Annotated in this window: 21 protein-coding genes and 1 tRNA gene; 8 read left to right on the top strand and 14 right to left on the bottom strand. The window is 72.2% G+C overall.

Annotated features, from left to right (window positions below; all coding sequences use genetic code 11):
* Positions 1-262: 262 nt before the first annotated feature.
* Positions 263-1,114, top strand: coding sequence for a hypothetical protein (locus tag STTU_RS19330; RefSeq protein ID WP_007825943.1), 852 nt, complete (start codon positions 263-265; stop codon positions 1,112-1,114).
* A gap of 126 nt (positions 1,115-1,240) precedes the next feature.
* The gene (locus tag STTU_RS19325; RefSeq protein WP_007825942.1) at positions 1,241-1,552 is read left to right on the top strand and encodes a hypothetical protein; all 312 of its coding nucleotides are present in this window, start codon (positions 1,241-1,243) and stop codon (positions 1,550-1,552) included.
* A 131-nt stretch (positions 1,553-1,683) separates the two neighbouring features.
* On the opposite strand, the gene STTU_RS19320 is transcribed toward STTU_RS19325, so the two are convergent.
* Positions 1,684-2,592, bottom strand: a complete 909-nt coding sequence (locus STTU_RS19320; RefSeq protein ID WP_007825940.1) for a Bax inhibitor-1/YccA family protein — start codon at positions 2,590-2,592, stop codon at positions 1,684-1,686.
* A 134-nt stretch (positions 2,593-2,726) separates the two neighbouring features.
* Positions 2,727-3,332, bottom strand: coding sequence for a hypothetical protein (locus STTU_RS19315; protein WP_043255726.1), 606 nt, complete (start codon positions 3,330-3,332; stop codon positions 2,727-2,729).
* Positions 3,333-3,665: 333 nt separating this feature from the next.
* Between STTU_RS19315 and STTU_RS19310 the strand changes: the two genes are divergently transcribed.
* Together STTU_RS19310 and STTU_RS19305 are read left to right on the top strand one after the other, a co-directional pair.
* Entirely contained in the window at positions 3,666-5,111 is a 1,446-nt protein-coding gene (locus STTU_RS19310) for a catalase (RefSeq protein WP_007825936.1), read from the top strand.
* A 425-nt stretch (positions 5,112-5,536) separates the two neighbouring features.
* Complete coding sequence (locus tag STTU_RS19305) at positions 5,537-6,250, top strand: serine hydrolase (protein WP_234019271.1); 714 nt, start codon at positions 5,537-5,539, stop codon at positions 6,248-6,250.
* 174 nt (positions 6,251-6,424) lie between these two features.
* On the opposite strand, the gene STTU_RS19300 is transcribed toward STTU_RS19305, so the two are convergent.
* The 4 genes from STTU_RS19300 to STTU_RS19285 all read right to left on the bottom strand — a co-directional run bounded on the left by STTU_RS19300 (position 6,425) and on the right by STTU_RS19285 (position 11,452).
* A tRNA-Leu gene (locus STTU_RS19300) sits at positions 6,425-6,511 on the bottom strand.
* A gap of 332 nt (positions 6,512-6,843) precedes the next feature.
* The gene (locus STTU_RS19295) at positions 6,844-8,148 is read right to left on the bottom strand and encodes an SAM-dependent methyltransferase (protein ID WP_007825923.1); all 1,305 of its coding nucleotides are present in this window, start codon (positions 8,146-8,148) and stop codon (positions 6,844-6,846) included.
* A gap of 433 nt (positions 8,149-8,581) precedes the next feature.
* On the bottom strand, positions 8,582-10,003 hold the full coding sequence (locus STTU_RS19290; RefSeq protein WP_029397462.1) for an NAD(P)/FAD-dependent oxidoreductase: 1,422 nt from the start codon (positions 10,001-10,003) through the stop codon (positions 8,582-8,584).
* 783 nt (positions 10,004-10,786) lie between these two features.
* Complete coding sequence (locus tag STTU_RS19285; protein ID WP_007825919.1) at positions 10,787-11,452, bottom strand: TetR/AcrR family transcriptional regulator; 666 nt, start codon at positions 11,450-11,452, stop codon at positions 10,787-10,789.
* 98 nt (positions 11,453-11,550) lie between these two features.
* Here STTU_RS19285 and STTU_RS19280 point away from each other — a divergent pair, with 98 nt between their 5' ends.
* A complete protein-coding gene (locus STTU_RS19280) occupies positions 11,551-12,456 on the top strand; it encodes an SDR family NAD(P)-dependent oxidoreductase (RefSeq protein ID WP_007825913.1) in 906 nt (301 codons plus the stop codon).
* A 753-nt stretch (positions 12,457-13,209) separates the two neighbouring features.
* On the opposite strand, the gene STTU_RS19275 is transcribed toward STTU_RS19280, so the two are convergent.
* The 3 genes from STTU_RS19275 to STTU_RS19265 all read right to left on the bottom strand — a co-directional run bounded on the left by STTU_RS19275 (position 13,210) and on the right by STTU_RS19265 (position 14,606).
* Positions 13,210-13,419, bottom strand: a complete 210-nt coding sequence (locus tag STTU_RS19275; protein WP_008747448.1) for a DUF397 domain-containing protein — start codon at positions 13,417-13,419, stop codon at positions 13,210-13,212.
* Positions 13,420-13,543: 124 nt separating this feature from the next.
* Positions 13,544-13,732 carry a DUF397 domain-containing protein gene (locus STTU_RS19270; RefSeq protein ID WP_043255723.1) on the bottom strand — a complete coding sequence of 63 codons (189 nt, stop codon included), beginning with the start codon at positions 13,730-13,732 and terminating at the stop codon, positions 13,544-13,546.
* A complete protein-coding gene (locus STTU_RS19265; protein ID WP_007825908.1) occupies positions 13,719-14,606 on the bottom strand; it encodes a helix-turn-helix domain-containing protein in 888 nt (295 codons plus the stop codon). The genes STTU_RS19270 and STTU_RS19265 overlap by 14 nt, the downstream gene beginning before the upstream one ends.
* A 235-nt stretch (positions 14,607-14,841) precedes the next feature.
* Here STTU_RS19265 and STTU_RS19260 point away from each other — a divergent pair, with 235 nt between their 5' ends.
* From STTU_RS19260 to STTU_RS19250, 3 genes are read left to right on the top strand one after another with little or no spacing between them, the layout of a single operon-like run.
* Positions 14,842-15,258 (top strand): ATP-binding protein, encoded by a 417-nt coding sequence (locus STTU_RS19260; RefSeq protein WP_007825906.1) that lies wholly within the window; start codon positions 14,842-14,844, stop codon positions 15,256-15,258.
* Entirely contained in the window at positions 15,255-15,545 is a 291-nt protein-coding gene (locus tag STTU_RS19255; protein WP_234019270.1) for a hypothetical protein, read from the top strand. Before STTU_RS19260 ends, STTU_RS19255 begins: the two co-directional genes overlap by 4 nt.
* Before the next feature lie 26 nt (positions 15,546-15,571).
* Complete coding sequence (locus STTU_RS19250) at positions 15,572-15,730, top strand: hypothetical protein (protein WP_007825903.1); 159 nt, start codon at positions 15,572-15,574, stop codon at positions 15,728-15,730.
* A 1-nt stretch (position 15,731) separates the two neighbouring features.
* Here the strand turns inward: STTU_RS19250 and STTU_RS19245 are convergent, their stop codons facing one another.
* The 5 genes from STTU_RS19245 to eno form a co-directional block, all read right to left on the bottom strand.
* The gene (locus STTU_RS19245; protein ID WP_007825902.1) at positions 15,732-16,187 is read right to left on the bottom strand and encodes a hypothetical protein; all 456 of its coding nucleotides are present in this window, start codon (positions 16,185-16,187) and stop codon (positions 15,732-15,734) included.
* Positions 16,188-16,216: 29 nt separating this feature from the next.
* The gene (locus tag STTU_RS19240; RefSeq protein WP_043255717.1) at positions 16,217-17,158 is read right to left on the bottom strand and encodes a Ppx/GppA phosphatase family protein; all 942 of its coding nucleotides are present in this window, start codon (positions 17,156-17,158) and stop codon (positions 16,217-16,219) included.
* Positions 17,155-17,703 (bottom strand): DUF501 domain-containing protein, encoded by a 549-nt coding sequence (locus STTU_RS19235; RefSeq protein ID WP_043255715.1) that lies wholly within the window; start codon positions 17,701-17,703, stop codon positions 17,155-17,157. Before STTU_RS19235 ends, STTU_RS19240 begins: the two co-directional genes overlap by 4 nt.
* A gap of 136 nt (positions 17,704-17,839) precedes the next feature.
* Positions 17,840-18,328 carry an FtsB family cell division protein gene (locus STTU_RS19230; protein WP_007825900.1) on the bottom strand — a complete coding sequence of 163 codons (489 nt, stop codon included), beginning with the start codon at positions 18,326-18,328 and terminating at the stop codon, positions 17,840-17,842.
* A gap of 163 nt (positions 18,329-18,491) precedes the next feature.
* Positions 18,492-19,778, bottom strand: coding sequence for a phosphopyruvate hydratase (gene eno, locus STTU_RS19225; RefSeq protein WP_009066343.1), 1,287 nt, complete (start codon positions 19,776-19,778; stop codon positions 18,492-18,494).
* Positions 19,779-20,107 lie beyond the last annotated feature (329 nt).

Genomic DNA, 20,107 nt, shown 5'->3' with positions numbered 1-20,107 from the left:
CGCACGCGCCGCGCGCCCCGCACGCTCCGCGTACGCTCCAACACCCCGCGCGCACCTGATCAATTCGTGACCCGATCTCCCCCGGGATGTGACACAAATCCCGGGGGAGAACTGTTTGCGCAGGTCAGCATGGTTGAACCGGCAAGCATCGAGGGTGCATATCCACCCAACTGGTGACATTAGGCACTGACAGCGGGCCCTGTCAGGCGCCAAGCTGAGGGTGGACAGTTCGGGGGTCCCGTCGGAATCAGGAGTAACGCCAGTGAGCGCCCTGCCTCTTGCCCTGCTCATCGTCACGGCCGCCGCCGTCGTCGTCGGGCTCGTCGCGCTGCGCGTGGCCCAGGCCCTGCGCCGCGAGCTCGCCGCGCTCCGCGCCGAGCTGCTGCGGGGCGCCGTCCCCGCACCGCACGCGCAGGTCCCCGCGGCCCGTACGGACGCCGACACCATAAGGGCGGCCGTCGCCGACGCCCTCGCGGAGGAGCGCGAGCGCGAACTCGCCGAGGCGCGGGCCTTCTGGGCCGCGCAGGAGGTGCGGGAGACCGGTGAGCCGGGCGGCGGCCTCCCGGCGGGCGCCGAGGACCTGTACGCGCCCCGCCCCGCCGACGTCGCGGGCCTCGACGCCTTCGCCGAGGTGCACGGCCTCGGCACGGGCTTCGACCTCGCGGAGCTGGACGAGCTGCTCGCGCGGAGCCGGGACGAGGAGCACGAGCCCGAGCCGGAGCCGGAGTACCCGGAGGACTCCGCCGAGCTCGCCGCCGCGCGCCGCCGCCACCCCTCGCACCCCGATTTCGTCCCCTCGCAGCCGAACCCGATCGGCGACCACGCGGCGACGGTGGCGCGCCTCGAAGCGCTGGCCGCCGCGCGGACGACGCTGGCGGATGTCCGTCCCGGACCGCTCGGGACGCTGGACGTCTACGTCTTCGTGGACGGCACGACGCTGTGCGCGACGCCGGGCCACAGGGAGACGGCGGAGTTCCTGGCCGAGGCGGTACGGGAGGGGCGCGAGCCCTTCCTGCTGGGCGGCTCGGGCGTGTCCGGCGCCTTCGCCCTGACGTTCGGCTGCGGGGAGCGCAACGTCTACCTCTTGGCGGACCGCGTGATCACCTCGACGTGAGTTACCCCGGGGCTCCGCCCCGGACCCCGCTCCATGGAGCCCCGGACCCCCGCCCCATGGAGCCCCGGCCCGAGGCCGGGAGGCGCCCCGAGGGGCCGGGTGGTGTTCGCCCGCTACGCTCGGGGGGTGCTAGATACGTCCCCGTTCCTCAGCGCGGTCGAGCAGTTCGCCGACCGCCTGCGCGCCGCCCCCCAGAGCCGCCTCCAGCGCGGCGCGGCGGCCCGCGCCCTCGCCCTGGCCCAGGAGCTGGCCGCCCGCGCCCAGGAGCGCGAGGAACCCGGTACCGAGCCCCGCGTGATGCCGGACGCCGGCATGTTCGCCGTCTCCGACCAACTGACGGTCGCGGCCCACGACCTCGCACAGGTCCTGCGCACCCCCGGAGAAACCGAAGAGGCGACAGCCCTCGTTTCCGAGGCGCGCACCGAGGCAGGACTCTGACCGAGCGCCCCGGGCATAAGATCCAGCCCCTCCGGCGCTTGAGGAGCGGGGTCTGGGGCGGAGCCCCAGGAAGACGCGGAAGGGGCCGCCACCCCGCAAGGTGACAGCCCCTCCCGCCCCGCCGAAGGCGGTCAGTCGTTGCCCTGGAGAATCGCGATCAGCCGCAGGAACTCCATGTAGATCCACACGAGCGTCAGCGTCAGCCCGAACGCCGCCAGCCACGACTCCTGCTTCGGCGCCCCGTAGCGGATGCCGTCCTCGACCTGCTTGAAGTCCAGCGCGAGGAAGAGCGCGCCGAGCACGATGCCGATGATCCCGAAGAGGATGCCGAGGCCGCCGCTGCGGAAGCCGAGGCCGTCACCGCCGCCGAAGGCGGCGAAGAGCAGGTTGACCGCCATCAGGAGCACGAAGCCCATCGCGGCGGCCATCACGAAGCCCACGAAGCGCCGGTTGACCCGGATCAGGCCCGTCCGGTACGCCACGAGGACGGCGACGAACGTCGCCATCGTGCCGATGACGGCCTGCATGGCCGCGCCGTCGGCGATGTGCGTGTCCACGACGTTGCTCACGACGCCGAGGAAGACGCCCTCGAGCGCCGCGTACGTGAGGATCAGCGCCGGGCTGGCCTTGCGCTTGAAGGACTGCACGAGCCCCAGGACCATCGCCACGAGCCCCGCGCCGATCGCGATGCCGTAGGACTTGCCGAGGTTCGCCTCGTCGACGGGCAGCACCGCCCACGCGAGCGCCGCGAAGACGATGAGCGTGCCGAGGGTGCCCGCCGTGCGGGTGACGACGTCGTCCATCGTCATGCGGTCGGCGGTGGGCGGGGCCTGCGGGACGCCGTACTGGACGTCCGCCTGCGCGTAGGGGTTGTTCGCGTACGGATCGGTCGCCGGGGCGTCCGCGTACGGGTTCCCCGTGACCGGGCCCGGGGCGGTCCCGACTGCTGCTCCCCCGGCCTGCGGCGCGGCGTTGAAGCCCGCGGAACCGTTGTCGCGGCTGAAGCCCCGTCGCGAGAAGACCGGGTTGCTGCTCCTCATCTCACTCCTCCATGGCCACCCTGTGTGGCCTTGCGCTCCAGAGTAATGCTTAGGCAAAAGGAAGACTCTAGTGCTTGGGGAGGATCTTTCCTCCCCCGGCAGGAGAACGAGCCGTCCGCGGCGGGTGTTCCCGCTCACTCCCGCGCCGTCCGCAGCAGTTCAGCGCGCACCTCGGGGCTCCCCACCGCCGCGATCACCGTGTGCCCCGGCCCCAGCGCCGCGTCCGCCTCGCCCGTGACCCGCGTCCGCCCCGCGCCCGGCCCGAGGCCGTACCGCACGAGCACCGTCGCGCGCCCGCACCAGATCTCCGCGAAGACCGGCCCCCGGGGGGTGCGCGCGGAGGGGCCGAGCGGGTACTCGACGGGCTCGTCGGCGGGCGGGATCTCGGTGCGCAGGTCGACGAGGGGCCGCGCCGAGCCCGTACGCCGCCCCACGACGCCGCAGCGCCCGTCCCCCGCCACGTACACGAGGAAGCGGTCCCGGCCGCTGCGGACCGTCGCGAGGACGCGGCGGCCGAGAGCGGGCACGGGGGTGCCGGACGGGAGCGGGAGCGCGAGGGACGGGAGCGAGACGGCCGGCCGCGAGAGCGCTGGGAGCGAGGCGAGCGGCGCGGGGGACGCGGGCGCGGCCTCGTCGTCGGCCGCGTAGAGCCCGGCGCGCGGCGCTCCCGTACCCCCGCAGCCGGTGAGGGCGGGCGCGGCGAGGAGTGCGCAGAGCAGGAGCGCGGCGGTACGGGGCACGGGGGACTCCTCGGGGGAAGGCGCGGCTCCCCGGGGGCGGGGCGGGGGCGGGCGGGGGCGGGAAACCCGCAGTGTCCCCCGCCCCCGCCCCCGGCCGTCGTCCTTCCGCGCCGCTTCTCACCCGAGCGGGTGAAGGCGCTCCCGGCCCCGGGTTGCCGCCCCCGGCGCGCCGCCCGAGGCTGAGCGGGAGCCGTACCGAGCGAACCCGGTCGCTCACACCGCGTGAGGTGTGAGGCCGGGACCCGCCAGGCACCCCGAGCGGCTCCCGCACCAGGGGCGCGCACGCGGACCCCGTCCGCCGCGCCCCGCCGCGACGCGCGAAGGAGACCCGCAGTGGCCGACCCGATCTCCACCAACAACACCGGTATCCCGGTCGAGAGCGACCAGTACTCGCTCTCGGTCGGCCCCGACGGACCGATCCTGCTCCAGGACAACTACCTCATCGAGAAGATGGCGCAGTTCAACAGGGAGCGGGTCCCCGAGCGGGTCGTGCACGCGAAGGGCAGCGGCGCCTACGGGACCTTCGAGGTCACCAACGACGTCTCGCAGTTCACCCGCGCCGACCTCTTCCAGCCGGGGCGGCGCACGAAGATGCTCGCCCGCTTCTCGACCGTCGCCGGGGAGCAGGGCTCGCCCGACACGTGGCGCGACCCGCGCGGTTTCGCGCTGAAGTTCTACACGCAGGAGGGCGTGTACGACCTCGTCGGGAACAACACGCCGATCTTCTTCATGCGCGACCCGAGCAAGTTCCAGGACTTCATCCGCTCGCAGAAGCGGACGATCCCGAGCGCGCTGCGGGACAACGACATGCAGTGGGACTACTGGACGCTGTCCCCGGAGTCGGCGCACCAGGTCACGTACCTCATGGGCGACCGGGGCATCCCGAAGACGTACCGCAACATGAACGGCTACGGCTCGCACACGTACCTGTGGATCAACGGGGCCGGGCAGCGGACCTGGGTGAAGTACCACTTCCACTCGGACCAGGGCGTCGACCACCTGACCGACATGGAGGCCGCCGCGATGGCCGGGGAGGACGCCGACCACCACCGGCGCGACCTCTACGACGCGATCGAGCGCGGCGAGGCGCCCTCGTGGACGCTGTACGTGCAGACGATCCCCTACGAGGACGCCGCCTCGTACCGGTACAACATCTTCGACGTGACGAAGACCGTGCCGCACAGCGACTACCCGCTCATCGAGGTCGGGCGGATGACGCTGCACACCAACCCCACGGACTTCTTCACGCACATCGAGCAGGCCGCCTTCGACCCCTCGGACCTCGTCCCGGGCATCGGCCCCTCGCCGGACAAGATGCTCCAGGCGCGGCTGTTCAGCTACGCGGACACCCACCGGTACCGCGTCGGGACGAACTACACGCAGCTCCCGCCCAACCGCACGATCAACGAGGTCCGCTCGTACGCGAAGGACGGCGCGATGCGGTACTTCGAGCCGAACGTGGCGCGCCCGTACGCCCCCAACTCCTACGGCGGCCCGAGCGCCGACGAGGAGCGCTGGAACAAGCCGGCCGGGTGGCTCGTCGACTCCGCCGAGATCGTCCGCTCGGCGTACACGCTCCACCAGGACGACGACGACTTCTCGCAGCCGGGCACGCTCGTGCGCGAGGTCATGGACGACGCCCAGCGCGAGCGCCTCGTCGGCAACGTGACCCGCCACCTCGACAACGGCGTCTCGGTGAAGGTCCGCGAACGGGCCTTCGAGTACTGGCGCAACATCGACCCGTCGGTGGGCGACCGCATCGCGGCCAGCTTCGGCTGACGCCCCGGGGAGTCCTACGGGTACGGGGCCCGCCTCCGCTTCACGCGGGGGCGGGCCCCGGCGCGTGCCGGGCGGCACGACGTCCGGTGCGGGTCGGCACCGCCCGACCTCTATTCGTACTTACGTTCGCCATACGAGCGGGTGTGTTCACTTCTCGGGTGCCCCCTCCATCCCGCCGCTCACCCGGCTTATCCGGGCGGATCCCGCTCGGCCGCGTACTCCCGGCGGCCCTCGCGCTGTGCCTCGTCCCCGCGTGCGTCTCCACCACGGGCGGTGGCACCGCCGACGACGGCGCGGGAGACGCCCTCCCGGCCGGCTCCGCACGGACCGCGTCCGCGAGCCCCGTCCCCAGCGCGTCCGCGAGCCCTGCGCCCAGCGCCTCCGCGAGTCCGCCGCCGAACTCCGCCGCGCCCGATCCGGACCGCGTGCTCGACGAGGCGTTGCGCCCGGTCGCCTCCTCGGCCACCGGTCACTTCTCGGTGGCCGTGATGGCGGAGGGCGGCACCGTCACGGCCGGCTACGGCTCCGCGAAGCACGCGTACGCCACGGCGAGCATCGCGAAGGCGGCCATCCTCGCGACCCTGTTGCTCCAGGCTCAGGACCAGTACCGTTCGCTCTCCGCCTCGGAACGCGCGACGGCGAAGCTCATGATCACCAGAAGTGACAACGATGCCGCCGACACGCTGTGGACCCGGATCGGCGCCACCTCCGGCTACGCGGCCGGGATCGAACGCCTGGGCCTGCGCGAGACAGCGCCGGGCACGCAAGGCCACTGGGGCCTGACGCAGACGACGGCGGCCGACCAGCTCCGCCTGCTCGATGCCCTGACGTCCTCGGACTCCCCCCTGACGGCAAGCTCCCGCGCGTACGTGGCGGACCTGATGGGGAGCGTGGTGACGGGTCAGGACTGGGGCGTCTCCGCGGGGGCGGACAAGGACGCGCCGACCCGGTTGAAGAACGGCTGGATGCCGCGCAGCGCGACGGGCCTGTGGGTGGTCAACAGCATCGGCGTGGTCACCCACGAGGGCCGCCACCTGCTCCTCGCGGTCCTGAGCGACGACCAGCGCTCTCTGGAATCGGGCATCAAGCTGATCGAGTCGGCGGCGAAGGCCGCGACGGAGGCGGCGGAGAAGTTCTGAGAACCGCGCCACCGGACACGGACACCCGCCGGGCGCCGCTTCGCGCCGCGTGTCCTTTGGGGGTTGCACGCTCGCCATGCCTGAATGCGGCTGATGTGTTCCCGCGGTGTTCCCGCCGCCGCCGGAGATCAGCCGAAAGAGTGTTGTTTCCCCAGGTCAGCGCGGCGGAGGGGGTGGTGCCCGGAACCGGACTCGAACCGGTACGCCCCGAGAGGGGCAGCGAGGTTTAAGCTCGCCGTGTCTGCATTCCACCATCCGGGCGGGCCATGCACCCCGTTGCCGTCTCGCAGCCTATCGGGGGCGCTCCGTCCGCACGGGCGAACGGAGACTGCATCCTGTCTTATTTTATTGCTGCCTGACGCTCCGTCAGATCTCGGGGCAGGGATTTGCCCGCCGCCGACCTTCTCCGGGTGCGGCGGTAAATGACGGGAATTCACTGTCCTCTCCTTGAGACTCCGCGCGCGGGCCCTTCCACGGGCGGCCACGCGGCGACCGCCCCGCGTGCGCGTCGGTCAAGACGGTCCGCGGGGCGGTCGTGGTTCCGGTCCGGTACGGGTTGGTTCCTGGGCAGTTGTGCCGGGCCCCGGGCCGGGTCAGTTGTGCCAGGTACGGGGGCGGGGCGGCAGCCCGGATTCGCCCGCCTCCGGGGTGCGGACCGCGAGCACCTGGTTGACGCCGATGCGGTTGCGCGCGAAGGAGAGCGCCGAGGCCGCCATGTACAGGCGCCACACCCGGGCCCGTCCCGGCGAGGTGAGCCGGACGGCCTCCTCCCAGTGCGTCTCCAGGTTGCTCACCCAGGCCCGCAGCGTCCGGTCGTAGTGCTCGCGCAGCGCCTCGACGTCCCGCACCTCGAAACCGGCCCGCTCCAGGAGCGAGACCGTCGTCCCGACCGGGGCCAGCTCGCCGTCCGGGAAGACGTACGCGTCGATGAACTCGTCGATCGTGTACGCGGCCTCGTCGCGGAGCGGGCGGCGGGCGATCTGGTGGTTGAGGAGGCGTCCGCCGGGCCTGAGGAGGGCGTAGAGGTCGTGCGCGTACTCCTCGTACCGCGCCGAGCCGACGTGCTCCGCCATGCCGATCGACGAGATCGCGTCGAAGGGGCCGTCGCGGACGTCGCGGTAGTCCTGCACGCGGATCTCGACCTTGTCGCCGAGGCCCTCCTCGGCGACCCGTTTGCGGGCGTACGCGGCCTGCTCGCGCGAGAGCGTGACGCCGACGACCTCGACCCCGTACTCGCGCGCCGCGTGCAGCGCCATCGAGCCCCAGCCGCAGCCGACGTCGAGGAGCCGCTGCCCGGGGCGCAGGTCGAGCTTCGTGGCGATGAGGTCGAGCTTGTCGCGCTGGGCCTGCTCCAGCGTCCCGCCCTCGGTCCAGTAGGCGCAGGAGTAGACCATCGAGGGGCCGAGGACCAGCTCGTAGAAGGGGTTGCCGACGTCGTAGTGGTGGCTGATCGCCTTGCGGTCGCTGCCCTTGGTGTGGAGGTGGCCGCGGCCGGGGCGGCGGATCTCCTCGGGCGGCGGGGGCGGCGGCAGGCCGGGGCCCGCGAGGCGCAGGAGGGCGCGGCCCGCGGTGCGGACCTCGGGGCGGCGCACGGCCTGGAACAGGCTCTTCGGGGCGGTGTCGTCCTCGCCCCGGTCCCACACGATCGAGGAGAGCCGGTCGAGCACCTCGTAGAGGTCGCCGTCGACCGCCAGTTCCCCGGACACCCAGCCCCGCACGAGGCCGAGTTCGCCCGGCTTGAAGAGCAGGCGGCGCAGGGCCCGGCGGTGGCGTACGACGACGACGGGGGCGCCCGGCGGACCCGCCTCACTGCCGTCCCAGGCCCGTACCCGGACCGGGAGCGGGGACCCGAGCAGTTCCTGGGCGAGGTCGGTGAGCCGCGACGCGGCGTCCTGCATGGCGCACACCTCCGGGGGAGTTCCGCTGGGCGCGGGGAGCGCGTCAGGGGCGCGGGCCGTGACGTCTCCCCCCTACGTAAACACCGGGAGGGTGTTCGCGCAGTCCCACGTACAACGTAGAAGCAGTCGTCGTAAGGGAAGCGGAAAATCCGTGGTGGCGCCATGCTTTTCCGCCGGGGGCGGAACGGGGAATAGAGCGGGGCGGGCGGGGCAAGGACACCGGCGACCCGGGCGGGGGCCGTTCGGGCGGACAGTCGCGGGGCGCGGCGTCCCGCGGCGGGGCACGGCGTCCTGCCGCGGGCACGCGGAAGGGGCGTCCGCCCCACGGATGGCGGACGCCCCTTCCGGTACGTCGGTCCGGCGCTCCCGGTGCGCCGGTACGGGGACGGTGCGGCCCCCGAGGGAGCCGCACCGCGCACCCGGTGTCGCTGTGTCAGCCGGCCTTCGCGGGCTCGGCGGACTCGCCCTTGGCGGCCTCGGCCTTCGGCGCGGGGACCTCCGCGACGGGCGCGGGCTTCGGGGCCGGCTTGGCGGCCTCGTAGAACTCGCCGCGCGGGGTCTCGACGGCACCGAGCGAGACGGCCTCGCGCTTGAGGAACATCCCGAGCGTCCAGTCGGCGAAGACGCGGATCTTGCGGTTGAACGTCGGCATCGCCATGCCGTGGTACGCGCGGTGCATGTACCAGGCGAGACGGCCCTTGAGCTTGATCTTCATCTTGCCCATGACGATCATCGCGACGCCCTTGTGGAGGCCGAGGCCCGCCACCGCACCCTTGTTGGAGTGGCTGTACTCCTTCTGCGGGAAGCCCCGCATGCCGGAGACGACGTTGTCGCCGAGGACCTTCGCCTGCCGCAGCGCGTGCTGCGCGTTGGGCGGGCACCAGGCGTTCGGGTTGCCGTTCTTGCGGCCGACCATGTCCGGGACCTGGGCGTTGTCGCCCGCGGCCCAGATGTAGTTCGTGCCCGTGGCCTGGAGGTCGGCGCCGACGTCGACGTGACCGCGCGGGCCGAGCGGGAGACCGAAGCCGGCGAGCGCCGGGTTGGGCTTGACGCCCGCGGTCCACACGATGGTCCCGGCCTCGACCTCGAGGCCGTTGTTGAGCTTGACGTTGCCGTCGACACAGGAGTCCATGCCGGTCTTGAGGTAGACCTCGACGCCGCGCGACTCCAGGTGCTTCTTCCCGTACTCGCCGAGCTTGGGACCGACCTCGGGCAGGATCTTGTCCGCGACGTCGACGAGGAGGAACCGCATGTCCTCGCGGGAGACGTTGGGGTAGTCCTTGGCCGCGTCGCGGGCCATGTCCTCCAGCTCGCCCACCGTCTCGGCACCGGCGAAGCCGCCGCCGATGAAGACGAAAGTGAGGGCCTTGCGGCGGATCGCCTCGTCGTGGGTCGAGTCGGCCTTGTCCATCTGCGCGAGGACGTGGTTGCGGAGGCCGACGGCCTCCTCGACGCCCTTCAGGCCGATGCCCTGCTCGGCGAGGCCCGGGATCGGGAAGGTGCGGGAGACCGCGCCCATCGCGATGACGAGGTAGTCGAAGGGCAGCTCGTACGACTCGCCCACGAGGGGGGCGATCGTGGCGACCTTGCGGTCCTGGTCGATCGAGGAGACCTTGCCGGTCAGGACCTCGGCCCTCTTCAGGACGCGCCGCAGGGGGACGACGACGTGGCGCGGCGAGATGTTGCCGGCGGCGGTTTCCGGGAGGAAGGGCTGGTAGGTCATGTACGAGCGGGGGTCCACGACCGTCACGGTCGCCTCGCCGTAGCGCATCTTCTTCAGGATGCGCTGTGCTGCGTACAGTCCTACGTACCCACCACCCACTACGAGGATTCGGGGACGCTCCGTGGTGCTCATGGGATCGAGTATCCACCCGCCCCGCACAGGTACCTCGTGCGCCCCTTCACAAGGTTCCCCCACCCCTCTGCTACACTGCGCCGCCCACGTGACGCAGGTCATGTCGGCCGAGGGGAACCACCGGGCCTCGCGAGGCGTTCCGCACCCCCTGTGAGCAGCGCCTCAGCGCGAACGGGCGAGCCGTACCACCGCCCGCGACACCCCTCCGCAATCCCCCCGAAACCCTCATCCGCGCCCGGCGCCGCCCGCCTGAGTGCCTCCTGGATCACAACGGCGGCCCGGACCTCGCCCACGAGGACCGATTTCCTTGTGAAGGAAATCACGAACTTTCTCGCACGAGTACGGCGCTGGGGGCCGGAACCGGGGATTCCGGGGGCGGTTGAGGGGGTGCGGGAGGGTGGACGGAGGGGGTTCGGGGGCGGGGTGCGGGGGGCTTGCGCGGGGCGGTGCGGGGGTTTCGGGCGGGGGGACGGGGGCTTGCGCGCGGGGTACGGGGAGCGACGGGCCGGGGTGCGGAACTTGGAGGCGGCGCGGTGGTGCGGGGAGCCCTGCGGCGGGACCGGGAGGGCGTGCCCCCGAGTGCGGCTCCCGGTGCGCCCCTTCAGGAGACCCCGACGACGACGGCGCGAACAGGGCCGTTCGGCCCTCGGCAGCGGGCCGGTCGGGGCACGGCTGCTGTGCGACCGTTCCCGGCACAGCGCACGGAAACGGGCGGACGCGTGGAAACGACCGGACGCGCGAAAGCGGCCAGGCACAGGGGGGCAGTCGGCCGCGCCGAAGCGGTCAGGCGCGGGGCAGGACGCCGAGCAGAGCCGCGGTGAGTGAGATCCGCAGGGCCTCGCGCAGGTCCAGGTGGAGCACGCCGAGCGCGGGCTCGTCCTCGTAGGCGGCGAGGAGGCTGGGCGGTGGCGGGACGTACGCCGCCAGGGCGCCCGCCGAGATCAGGCTCGTCAGGCAGAACATCTCCGCGCCTTCGCCGAGTTCGGGCACGTGGCGGCGGACCAGCTCGACCATCCCCGCGAGCTTCGCGAGGGACGAGCGCTTGTGCCGCTTGACCACCTCGACCGAGACGTTGTGCTCAAGAACCCCGCCCTGCGCGCCGAAGAGGTCGCACAGCACCGTGCGGCTCGCCAGCGACCGGCTGAGGATCTCCGCCAGCCGCTCCGCCCGCACCTCCGGCGCCGCCTGCGCCTCGATGCCCTCGGCCAGCTCGTCCGCCAGTACGGCGAGCCAGTCCCCCAGGAAGTCGTCGAGGAGTTCGAGCAGCACGGCCTCGCGCGACTCGAAGTACCGCAGGACGTTGGACTTGGCGAGGCCCACCCGCCTGCTGAGCTCGTTGAGGCTCACCTCGGCCACGGGCATCTCGTCGAGCATCGTCGCGGCCGTGTCCAGGATCGCCCGGCGGCGGATCTCCCGCTGCTCCTCGCTGCGTGCTCGCTGAAATGTCACGCCCGCCAGCCTAACTTAAAGACCACCGGTTCCTTGACAGAAGACCGCCGGTCTTTTACGTTCCTCATAACAGACCGACGGTTTTTTGGGAGCGCGACATGAGCAGTGACAACTGGACCGAGCAGGACGTCCCCGAGCAGCGGGGGCGGGTGGCGATCGTCACCGGCGCGAACACCGGGCTCGGCTTCGAGACCGCCCGGACGCTCGCCGCGCGCGGGGCGAAGGTGGTTCTGGCCGTCCGCGACGCCGGGAAGGGAAAGCAGGCAGCGGCCCGTATGGCGGGCGACGTCACCGTCCAGACCCTCGACCTGACCTCGCTCGACTCGGTACGGTCCGCCGCGGCCGAGCTGCGCGAGGCCCACCCCCGCATCGACCTCCTGATCAACAACGCGGGCGTGATGTACACGCCGAAGCGGACGACAGCCGACGGTTTCGAACTCCAGTTCGGCACCAATCACCTCGGGCACTTCGCCCTCACCGGCCTGCTCCTCGACCGGCTGCTCCCCGTCCCCGGCTCCCGCGTCGTGACGGTCAGCAGCACCGGCCACCGCATCCGGGCCGCCATCCACTTCGACGACCTGCAATGGGAGCGTGCGTACAGCCGCACGGGCGCCTACGGCCAGTCCAAGCTCGCCAACCTGATGTTCACGTACGCGCTCCAGCGCCGGCTCGCGCGGCAGGGCACGACGGTGGCGACGGCCGCCCACCCCGGCGTCTCCAACACCGAACTCATCCGCAACACCCCCGCCCCGCTCCGCCTCCCGGTCACCTGGCTCGCCCCCCTGCTCACCCAGAAGCCCGAGATGGGCGCCCTGCCCACCCTGCGCGCCGCCACCGACCCGGCAGCGAACGGCGGCGACTACTACGGCCCCGGCGGCATGGGCGAACTCCGCGGCACCCCGAAGCGGGTCGCGTCCAGCCCCGCCTCCCACGACGAGGCAGTCCAGGAACGACTGTGGACGGTGTCGGAGAAGCTGACGGGGGTGACGTTCCCGGTGGGGTAGTCCTCATCCGCAGGCGTCCCGGCCGCGCGGACGCCCGCACGGCCCACGGCGGGGCAGGAGCGCCGACGCTCCGCCCGTCCGGCCCCACGTTACGACGGCACCCCGGCAGCGAGCGCCTACGGCCCTGACAACAGAACACGGTCGCGTGGGGCGCGGGCCCGCAGGTGCCCTCCGAGGTGAGTGAGCGCTCACCCACCTGGGAGGACACCTGCGGGCGCAAGGACGACGGGCGGCCTCCTCACGTAGAGAGGAACGGACCACGCCGGTCGACCGTGGGCCGGGCCGGGCAGGGCTCTGGCGGGCGGGCCGCATCGAGAGGCTGTCCACGCGGCACAGCGGTCGGGAGAAGTCCTTCGACGGCGTGCGGCTACGGACGACGGCCACGGACGACTGGTCCACCACCTCCAAGTGCCGCCCGAAGCACGGTCCCGCCGCTCGCGTCCTGCACCCCGCGAGAACGCGGTCGCGTGGGGGCCCGGAACGTGTCCCGCGAGGTGGGTGAGCACTCACTCACCTCAGGGGCACCCGCGGGCGCGAGGGGTGACGGGCGGCCTCCTCGCGTACAGGGGAACGCACCACGCCCCTCGACGCGCCGCGCACCGTGCGGGACGTCCACGACGAGGACGAACGCGTGGACACCGCCGGCCTGGGCCGCGCCCGTCGGCCAGGGGCGGACGGCCCGCTCTCGCGGGCACACGAAAGAGCCTCCCGGCCACCCCCGGTGCGGGGCGGACGGGAGGCTCTCGGACCGGGTCAGGCGCCGAGCGTTCCGGCGCCGGCCGCCGTGGCGAAGGCGGTGAGCGCGGCGGGGCTCACGACGAGGGCCGGGCCCGAGGGTCGCTTGCTGTCCCGTACGGCCACGGCCCGCGCGCCGAGCCTTCCGCACTCGACGCAGTCGGACTGCGTGCCGCTCGCCGAGGACTTCCACCACGTCACGGGAAGACGGGAGGCGTCACGAATCACGGGTGTTCCTTATCTGTGCGATGCGGCACGAGAGCCGGTCCGGCCAGAAACATGGTCGCGCCCCCGCACGCCCCCCGCGAGGGGGCCTGCGGGGGCGCATTCGCTGCGCGACGGGCGAGCCGCGCTACATCCGGCCCTCGGCCACGCTGCCGACGAAGACGTGCCAGCCCTCGTACGTGCTGTTCAGGACGGGGCCGGCCGCTTCCTTGCTGTCGCGCATGGCCACCGCGTCGCTGAGGTACGCGACCTCGACACACGCCTGGGTTCCGTTGCTGTGGCTCGACTTGAACCACGCGGCCTCATGAACGTTCATAGCTCCCTGCCACTTCCGAGATCAGGCGCCGTGACGAGGAGTCGTCCAGCGCCGCGTTCCAGATATCGGCGAATGCGCGGTCGTACCGCTGCACCTCTTTTTCCTTGTCCAGGTACAGACCTCCGGTGTACCCGTCCACGTAGACGGTAGGGGGTTCCTTGGCCGCTCCCTCTCCGTTCGTCGGGAAGCGAAGGATGTTGAACGGTCCGGTCACCACTCCGACGCTCATCCCTGCCGAGAAGGGCAGAACGCGCAGGGAAACGTTCGGCATTTGCGCGGCAAACACAAGGTGCGCAAGTTGGTGGGCCATCGCCTTCGGACCACCTACCGGACGACGAAGCACTCCCTCGTTCACGACGACGCTCAGCTGAGGGGGGTCAAATGCGCGCGTCAGCAACTCCTGACGCTGCGCACGGAGGCGAACGCGGCGTTCAAGCTCCGCCTCCTCGATGCCGTGCACGTGAGTACGGAAAATCTCGCGCGCGTACGCTTCCGTCTGCAACAACCCTGGGACCAGGTCGTTTTCGTACGCACACAGGCTCTCGGCGGCCTCCTCAAGGCCGACGAAGATGTCGAATCCCTCCGGGACAACGTCCCCGTACGCCTGCCACCACCCTCGCGCCTTCGTCTCCTTCGCGAGTTCCATCAGCGCCTTGGTCAGGTCCGGCGGAGCCCCGTACACGAAGCACATCGCCTGTACGTCGAGGCTGCGCAGCGGGGTCTGGCCCGTCTCGATGCGCCACATCTTCGCCTCGGACCACTCCAGCTCGACCGCCGCCGCACGGACCGTCAGGTGCGCCTTGTTGCGAAGCGCCTTGAGGTTCCTGCCCAGTTGACGACGCGGGACCGTCGATCCCGTCATGCCCTCCGCCATGCGTCCCCCTGTCCATGCCCTCAGTATGCGGACCGTTCGTCCTTCACGATGAAAGCGGAAAGCCGCTCAGCGCGCAGCCGGAAACATCCGTTCGACACTCTTGCGGGGAGACACCGCCGTGAAGTCTTGCACGGTGCCTCATGCGCCGGGCAGCGTGTGATTGCCACCGCCTGTGCGCGCGTCGACACTCCATGTCGCTTGTCGCGCACGGCACTTCCCGTTGAGAGGGTCCCGTATGGACACGGCTCGGCGTCTCGTAGAGGACGCCTCGGAACTCCTCGTACTGCCCGGCGAACCGCAGGCGGCGCGCCTCGCCCGGGAACACGTGCGCAGGGAGGCCCAATTGCTCGATCCGGGCGCCACCGACACGCACTTGGACGACGTGGTACTCGTGACCTCCGAGCTCGTGACCAACGCGATCCGGTACGGGACCGAGCCCGGGGACTTCTTCGCCGTGACCGTGCGGGCCGGCGAGGCCGGTACGCGGGTCGAGGTCCGCGATCCGGTCCGGCGCCGTCCGCGCCGGCGGGCCGAGTCCGAGGAACGGCAGCGCGGACGCGGGCTCTTCCTGCTCGACGCGTTGTGTCCCGGCCGGTGGGGCGCGTACGACACGCCGTTCGGGAAGGCCGTGTGGGCGGAGGTCGTGCGGTGACGCTCGTGCCGCCGCCGTTCATGTGGGGGTGTACGTCGTGCCTGCTGCTGTACGCGGGGGTGCTGCGGGAGGCGCGGGTCGGGGACGGGGCCGTACGGGCTCAACTCGCGCTCGCCGCGCACCTCGTGGACGACCACCCCGACGACGTACCGCCCCCGCACGGCGAGGGCTGCCGCGTCTGCCCCGGCTACGCCTCCGCCGCCGAGCCCACCGAGGTGGCCCGGCTGTGGGCCGAGCACCGGGTGCGGGAGTACTTCCTGCCGGAGAAGGCGGCGCGGCGGTGGTGAGGGAACGGTTCGCATACGCTCCGCGCGTGCAACAGCACGACGAACCCGCGGACGCCGAGGAGTGCCCTGCCTGCGAGGAGGACGCCGATCGCGCGCCGGCGCGGGAGGCACGGGCCGTACTCGCCGAGGGCGCGGCGACGGTGGGGATGGCGGAGGTGCTTGCGGTGGTGAGGGGCGCCGGTTGAGTCAGTCACGCCTTTCGGCGCGGGTGAGTGCTTGGCGCCAGGGCAGTGTCGTTCCATGCTCCGCTTCGTGACGCGCGCGAGTTCGTGCGGCGGTGACGGGCAGCGCGAGGAGCATCCAGCCCACGACGTAGGCGGCAAGCCGCAGCGGGACGGCATCGTCGGGCGGCGGCATCCTGAGGAGTCCACCCGAGAGGCCGTCCATCAGCGGAAGCACGAAGAGGACGAGAAGACCGAGGGGAAGAAGGGAGAACATCGCAACCCTGCAGACCGTCAGCCACAGAAACCTGCGTCGAGCGCGAGCCTGCCGCATCTGACGGGCCGCCACGGCTCGCGCGTCCTCGGTGGGCCTCGGAGAAACGACGAGGGGCCGGTAGTCGCCGTACCAGTTGCGGAACTGGAAGACGGGCCCGTGCCCCTCGCCACTGAACTCGTTGTACTGATCGCCGTCGCTGCGCACGCGCGATGGCTTCCCCCGGCGGAAGCCCCCTACTCCCCCGTCACGCTCCAAGCGATTCCGTCCAAAATGTCGTGTTCGCTCACGACCAGCTGCTGCGCCCCCGTCCGCCGCATGATCGCGCGGAGGATCAGGGCGCCCGAGGTGATCACGTCGACGCGGCCGGGGTGCATGACCGGGATCGCGGCGCGGGTGGCGTGGGTGCTGGTGAGGAGGCGGGTGGTCAGGGTGTCCACCTCGGAGCGGGTCAGGGTGCTGTGGTGGATGGCGGACGAGTCGTAGGCCGGGAGGTCCAGGGCCGTTCCCGCCAGCGTCGTCACCGTGCCCGCCAGGCCGACCAGCGTCGACGCCTCCGTGAGGGGGACCTCCGACTCCGCCTCGTCCAGGGCCGCTTCCACGTCCTTCTCGATCGCCGCCACCCGGTCCGCCGGGGGCGGGTCCAGGAGGGTGCCGTCGTCCGTCGTCAGGTGGCGCTCCGTCATGCGGACGCAGCCGATGTCGACCGAGCGCGAGGCGCGGGGGGACGTGGTGCCGAGGACGAACTCCGTCGAGCCGCCGCCGATGTCCACGACCAGGTACGTGTCCTCACCCAGTTCGCGGGTCGCGCCCGTGAAGGAGAGGCGGGCCTCCTCGGCGCCCGTGATCACCTCGGGCTCGACGCCGAGGATGTCCCGTACCCCGTGCACGAAGTCCTCGCGGTTCGAGGCGTCCCGGGAGGCCGAGGTCGCGACGAAGCGGATGTTCCCGGCCGGGACCTCGTGCGCCGCGATCGCCCCGGCGTACTGGCGGCAGGCCGCGAAGGTGCGCTCCAGCGCCTCGGGGGCCAGGCGGCCCGTGCGGTCCACGCCCTGGCCGAGGCGGACGATCTCCATGCGGCGGTCGAGGTCCGTGAGCGAACCCGTCGCCGGGTCCACGTCCGCGATGAGCAGGCGGATCGAGTTGGTGCCGCAGTCCACGGCTGCCACGCGGGTCACTTCGTGTCCTCCACGGAATCGTCGGTCGCCTTGCCCAGGTCCGAGCACGGCTTCTTCCGCCACCACTCCGGCAGCATCGCGAGCGCCTCGTCCCCGAGCGGGTTGACGCCGGGGCCCGCCGCGAGCGAGTGCGCGACGAGGACGTGCAGGCACTTGACCCGATCCGGCATCCCGCCCGCGCTCGGGAAGCCGGTCAGCTCCTCGATCGCGTCGCGGCGCTCGATGTAGTCCTCGTGCGCGGCGCGGTAGGCGGCGGCGAGTTCCGGGTCACGGGCCAGGCGCTCGGTCATCTCCTTCATGACGCCGTTCGCCTCCAGCGTGCCGATCGCCGAGGCGGCGCGCGGGCACGTCAGGTAGTAGAGCGTCGGGAAGGGGGTGCCGTCGGGCAGGCGCGGGGCGGTCTCGACGACGTCGGGCTCCCCGCAGGGGCAGCGGTGCGCGATCGAGCGCAGTCCGCGCGGCGGCCGGCCGAGCTGGAGCCTGAAGACCTCGACATCGGCCTCGGTGGGCTCGGTGGGCGCGGTGGTCGGCGGGGGCGTGTGCATGCGGGGCTCTCGATCGGGGGCGCGGGGTCGGGTGCGTACGGCCGCGTGCGTACGTACGCGGGTACGGGCTTCCAGTATCCCCGTACGGGCGCGGAGCCCGCCCCCCACCCGGCTCAGCCCAGGGCCGCCGCCCGGTTCAGCGCAGGGCCGCCGCGCGGTCGGCCTCGTCGATGCCGCCGAGGACGTTGGTGTACCAGGGGCGGGTGGCCGCCGCGTCCTCCGGCTCGGGGCCCGCGCTCGCGGCGCCCGGGACGAGGGCGGTGTAGCCGGTCTCGCCGGGGAGGACGTAGTGCAGGCGCTCGCGGATGCGCTGGCGGGCGAAGGCGGGGTCCTGCCAGCGGGCCTTCTCGTCGCGCAGCCGCTCCACGTCGTCCTGGTGGGTGCTCAGCTCGCGCTGCAGCTCGGCGATCTCGTCGCGCTGGGCGATGTACTGCCGCATCGGGTACGCGAGGGCGACGATCAGCGCGCACAGCACGAGGACGAGGATCGCGGCGCGCCCGGTGAGGCGGGAACGGTGGGCCTGGCGGCGGGACTGGGAGCGGTAGACGCGGGCCGCCGTCTGCTCGCCGAGGACGCGCAGACGGGTCGCGGTCGAGAAGCGCTCGCCGTCGTTCTTCCGTGCCATGACGGATCTCCCCCCTCGTGCGGGTCTCGCGCGCCGTGCGCACAGGCGTACGGCACACACGCGTACGCCCCCGCACACGGTACGGGACCGGGTGCGGGGGCGTGCGGAGGCTCAGCACCGCGTACGCGGCGGGGTGCCTCGGCGCGTACGGGCCGGGGGCGGGTCAGCCCTTGAAGCGCGGGAAGGCCGAGCGGCCCGCGTACACCGCCGCGTCGTCGAGGATCTCCTCGATGCGGAGCAGCTGGTTGTACTTGGCGACGCGCTCGGAGCGGGCCGGGGCGCCGCTCTTGATCTGGCCGCAGTTGGTGGCGACGGCGAGGTCGGCGATCGTGACGTCCTCGGTCTCGCCGGAGCGGTGGGACATCATGCACTTGAAGCCGTTGCGCTGGGCCAGCTCGACGGCGTCCAGCGTCTCGGTGAGCGAGCCGATCTGGTTGACCTTGACGAGGAGGGCGTTCGCGGACTTCTCGTCGATGCCGCGCTGGAGGCGCTCGGGGTTGGTGACGAAGAGGTCGTCGCCGACGAGCTGGACCTTGTCGCCGAGGCGCTCGGTGACGGTCGCCCAGCCCTCCCAGTCGTCCTCGAAGAGCGGGTCCTCGATGGAGACGAGCGGGTAGGCGCCGACCAGCTCCTCGTAGTACGAGGTCATCTCGGCGGCCGTGCGGTCCTGGCCCTCGAAGCGGTACTTGCCGTCCTTGTAGAACTCGGAGGCGGCGCAGTCGAGCGCGAGCGCGACATCGCGGCCCGGCACATAACCGGCCTCCTTGATCGCCTCGACGATGAGGTCGAGCGCGGCGCGGTTGGAGTCGAGGTTCGGCGCGAAGCCGCCCTCGTCGCCGAGCCCGGTGGACAGGCCGCGCTCCTTCAGCACCTTCTTCAGCGTGTGGTAGACCTCGGCGCCCCAGCGGACGGCCTCGGAGAACGACTCGGCGCCGATCGGCGCGATCATGAACTCCTGGATGTCCACGTTGGAGTCCGCGTGCGAACCGCCGTTGAGGATGTTCATCATCGGCACCGGGAGCAGGTGCGCGTTGGGGCCGCCGAGGTAGCGGAAGAGCGGGAGGTCGCTCGCCTCGGAGGCGGCGTGCGCGACGGCGAGCGAGACGCCGAGGATGGCGTTGGCGCCGAGCGAGGACTTGTCGGGCGTGGCGTCGAGGTCGGACATCGCCTGGTCGATCAGGCGCTGCTCGGTCGCGTCGTAGCCGACGAGCTCCGGGCCGATCTGCTCGATGACGGCGAGGACGGCCTTCTCGACGCCCTTGCCCTGGTAACGGTTGGCGTCACCGTCACGCAGCTCGATGGCTTCGAAGGCACCGGTGGACGCACCGGAGGGCACGGCAGCACGGCCGGTGCTGCCGTCGTCGAGGCCGACCTCGACCTCGACCGTGGGGTTGCCTCGGGAGTCCAGGATTTCCCGGGCTACGACGACGTCGATGGACGGCACGAGCATCTCCTTCTGGGATGTGGAGCAGGTCTGCGGGGGCCCTTGCGGGGTCTTCCGCTGCATGAGCCTAACCGGCCCGGGGGCCGGTACCGGCCTACGCCCGGGACTCGGCCGCAATCCGTGGGACAGAGCCGGTGAATGGGGCGAATCGGGTGGGCGGAACGGGGCCGATCGGGGCATCTGAGCCGAGGGGGTGACAGGTGAGCCGCGCTGGTGAGCGGGGGTGCGCGCGGGTGAGGGGATACGGGGCGTGGGCGGGCCGCGGGGGCGGGGGCCCGGCGCGGGGCGGAACGGAGCGGGGGCGGCCTGCCGGGGCGGGGGCGGAATGGGGCGCG

Source organism: Streptomyces sp. Tu6071, from assembly GCF_000213055.1.
GTDB lineage: Bacteria > Actinomycetota > Actinomycetes > Streptomycetales > Streptomycetaceae > Streptomyces > Streptomyces evansiae.
This window is presented reverse-complemented; position numbering and strand designations above follow the sequence as displayed.

Coding starts and splice junctions, on each gene's coding strand:
- STTU_RS19320 (WP_007825940.1), bottom strand. CDS start 2,592: ATGAGGAGCAGCAACCCGGTCTTCTCGCGACGGGGCTTCAGCCGCGAC.
- STTU_RS19295 (WP_007825923.1), bottom strand. CDS start 8,148: ATGCAGGACGCCGCGTCGCGGCTCACCGACCTCGCCCAGGAACTGCTC.
- STTU_RS19290 (WP_029397462.1), bottom strand. CDS start 10,003: ATGAGCACCACGGAGCGTCCCCGAATCCTCGTAGTGGGTGGTGGGTAC.
- STTU_RS19280 (WP_007825913.1), top strand. CDS start 11,551: ATGAGCAGTGACAACTGGACCGAGCAGGACGTCCCCGAGCAGCGGGGG.
- STTU_RS19270 (WP_043255723.1), bottom strand. CDS start 13,732: ATGAACGTTCATGAGGCCGCGTGGTTCAAGTCGAGCCACAGCAACGGA.
- STTU_RS19265 (WP_007825908.1), bottom strand. CDS start 14,606: ATGGCGGAGGGCATGACGGGATCGACGGTCCCGCGTCGTCAACTGGGC.
- STTU_RS19260 (WP_007825906.1), top strand. CDS start 14,842: ATGGACACGGCTCGGCGTCTCGTAGAGGACGCCTCGGAACTCCTCGTA.
- STTU_RS19235 (WP_043255715.1), bottom strand. CDS start 17,703: ATGCACACGCCCCCGCCGACCACCGCGCCCACCGAGCCCACCGAGGCC.
- STTU_RS19230 (WP_007825900.1), bottom strand. CDS start 18,328: ATGGCACGGAAGAACGACGGCGAGCGCTTCTCGACCGCGACCCGTCTG.
- eno (WP_009066343.1), bottom strand. CDS start 19,778: ATGCTCGTGCCGTCCATCGACGTCGTCGTAGCCCGGGAAATCCTGGAC.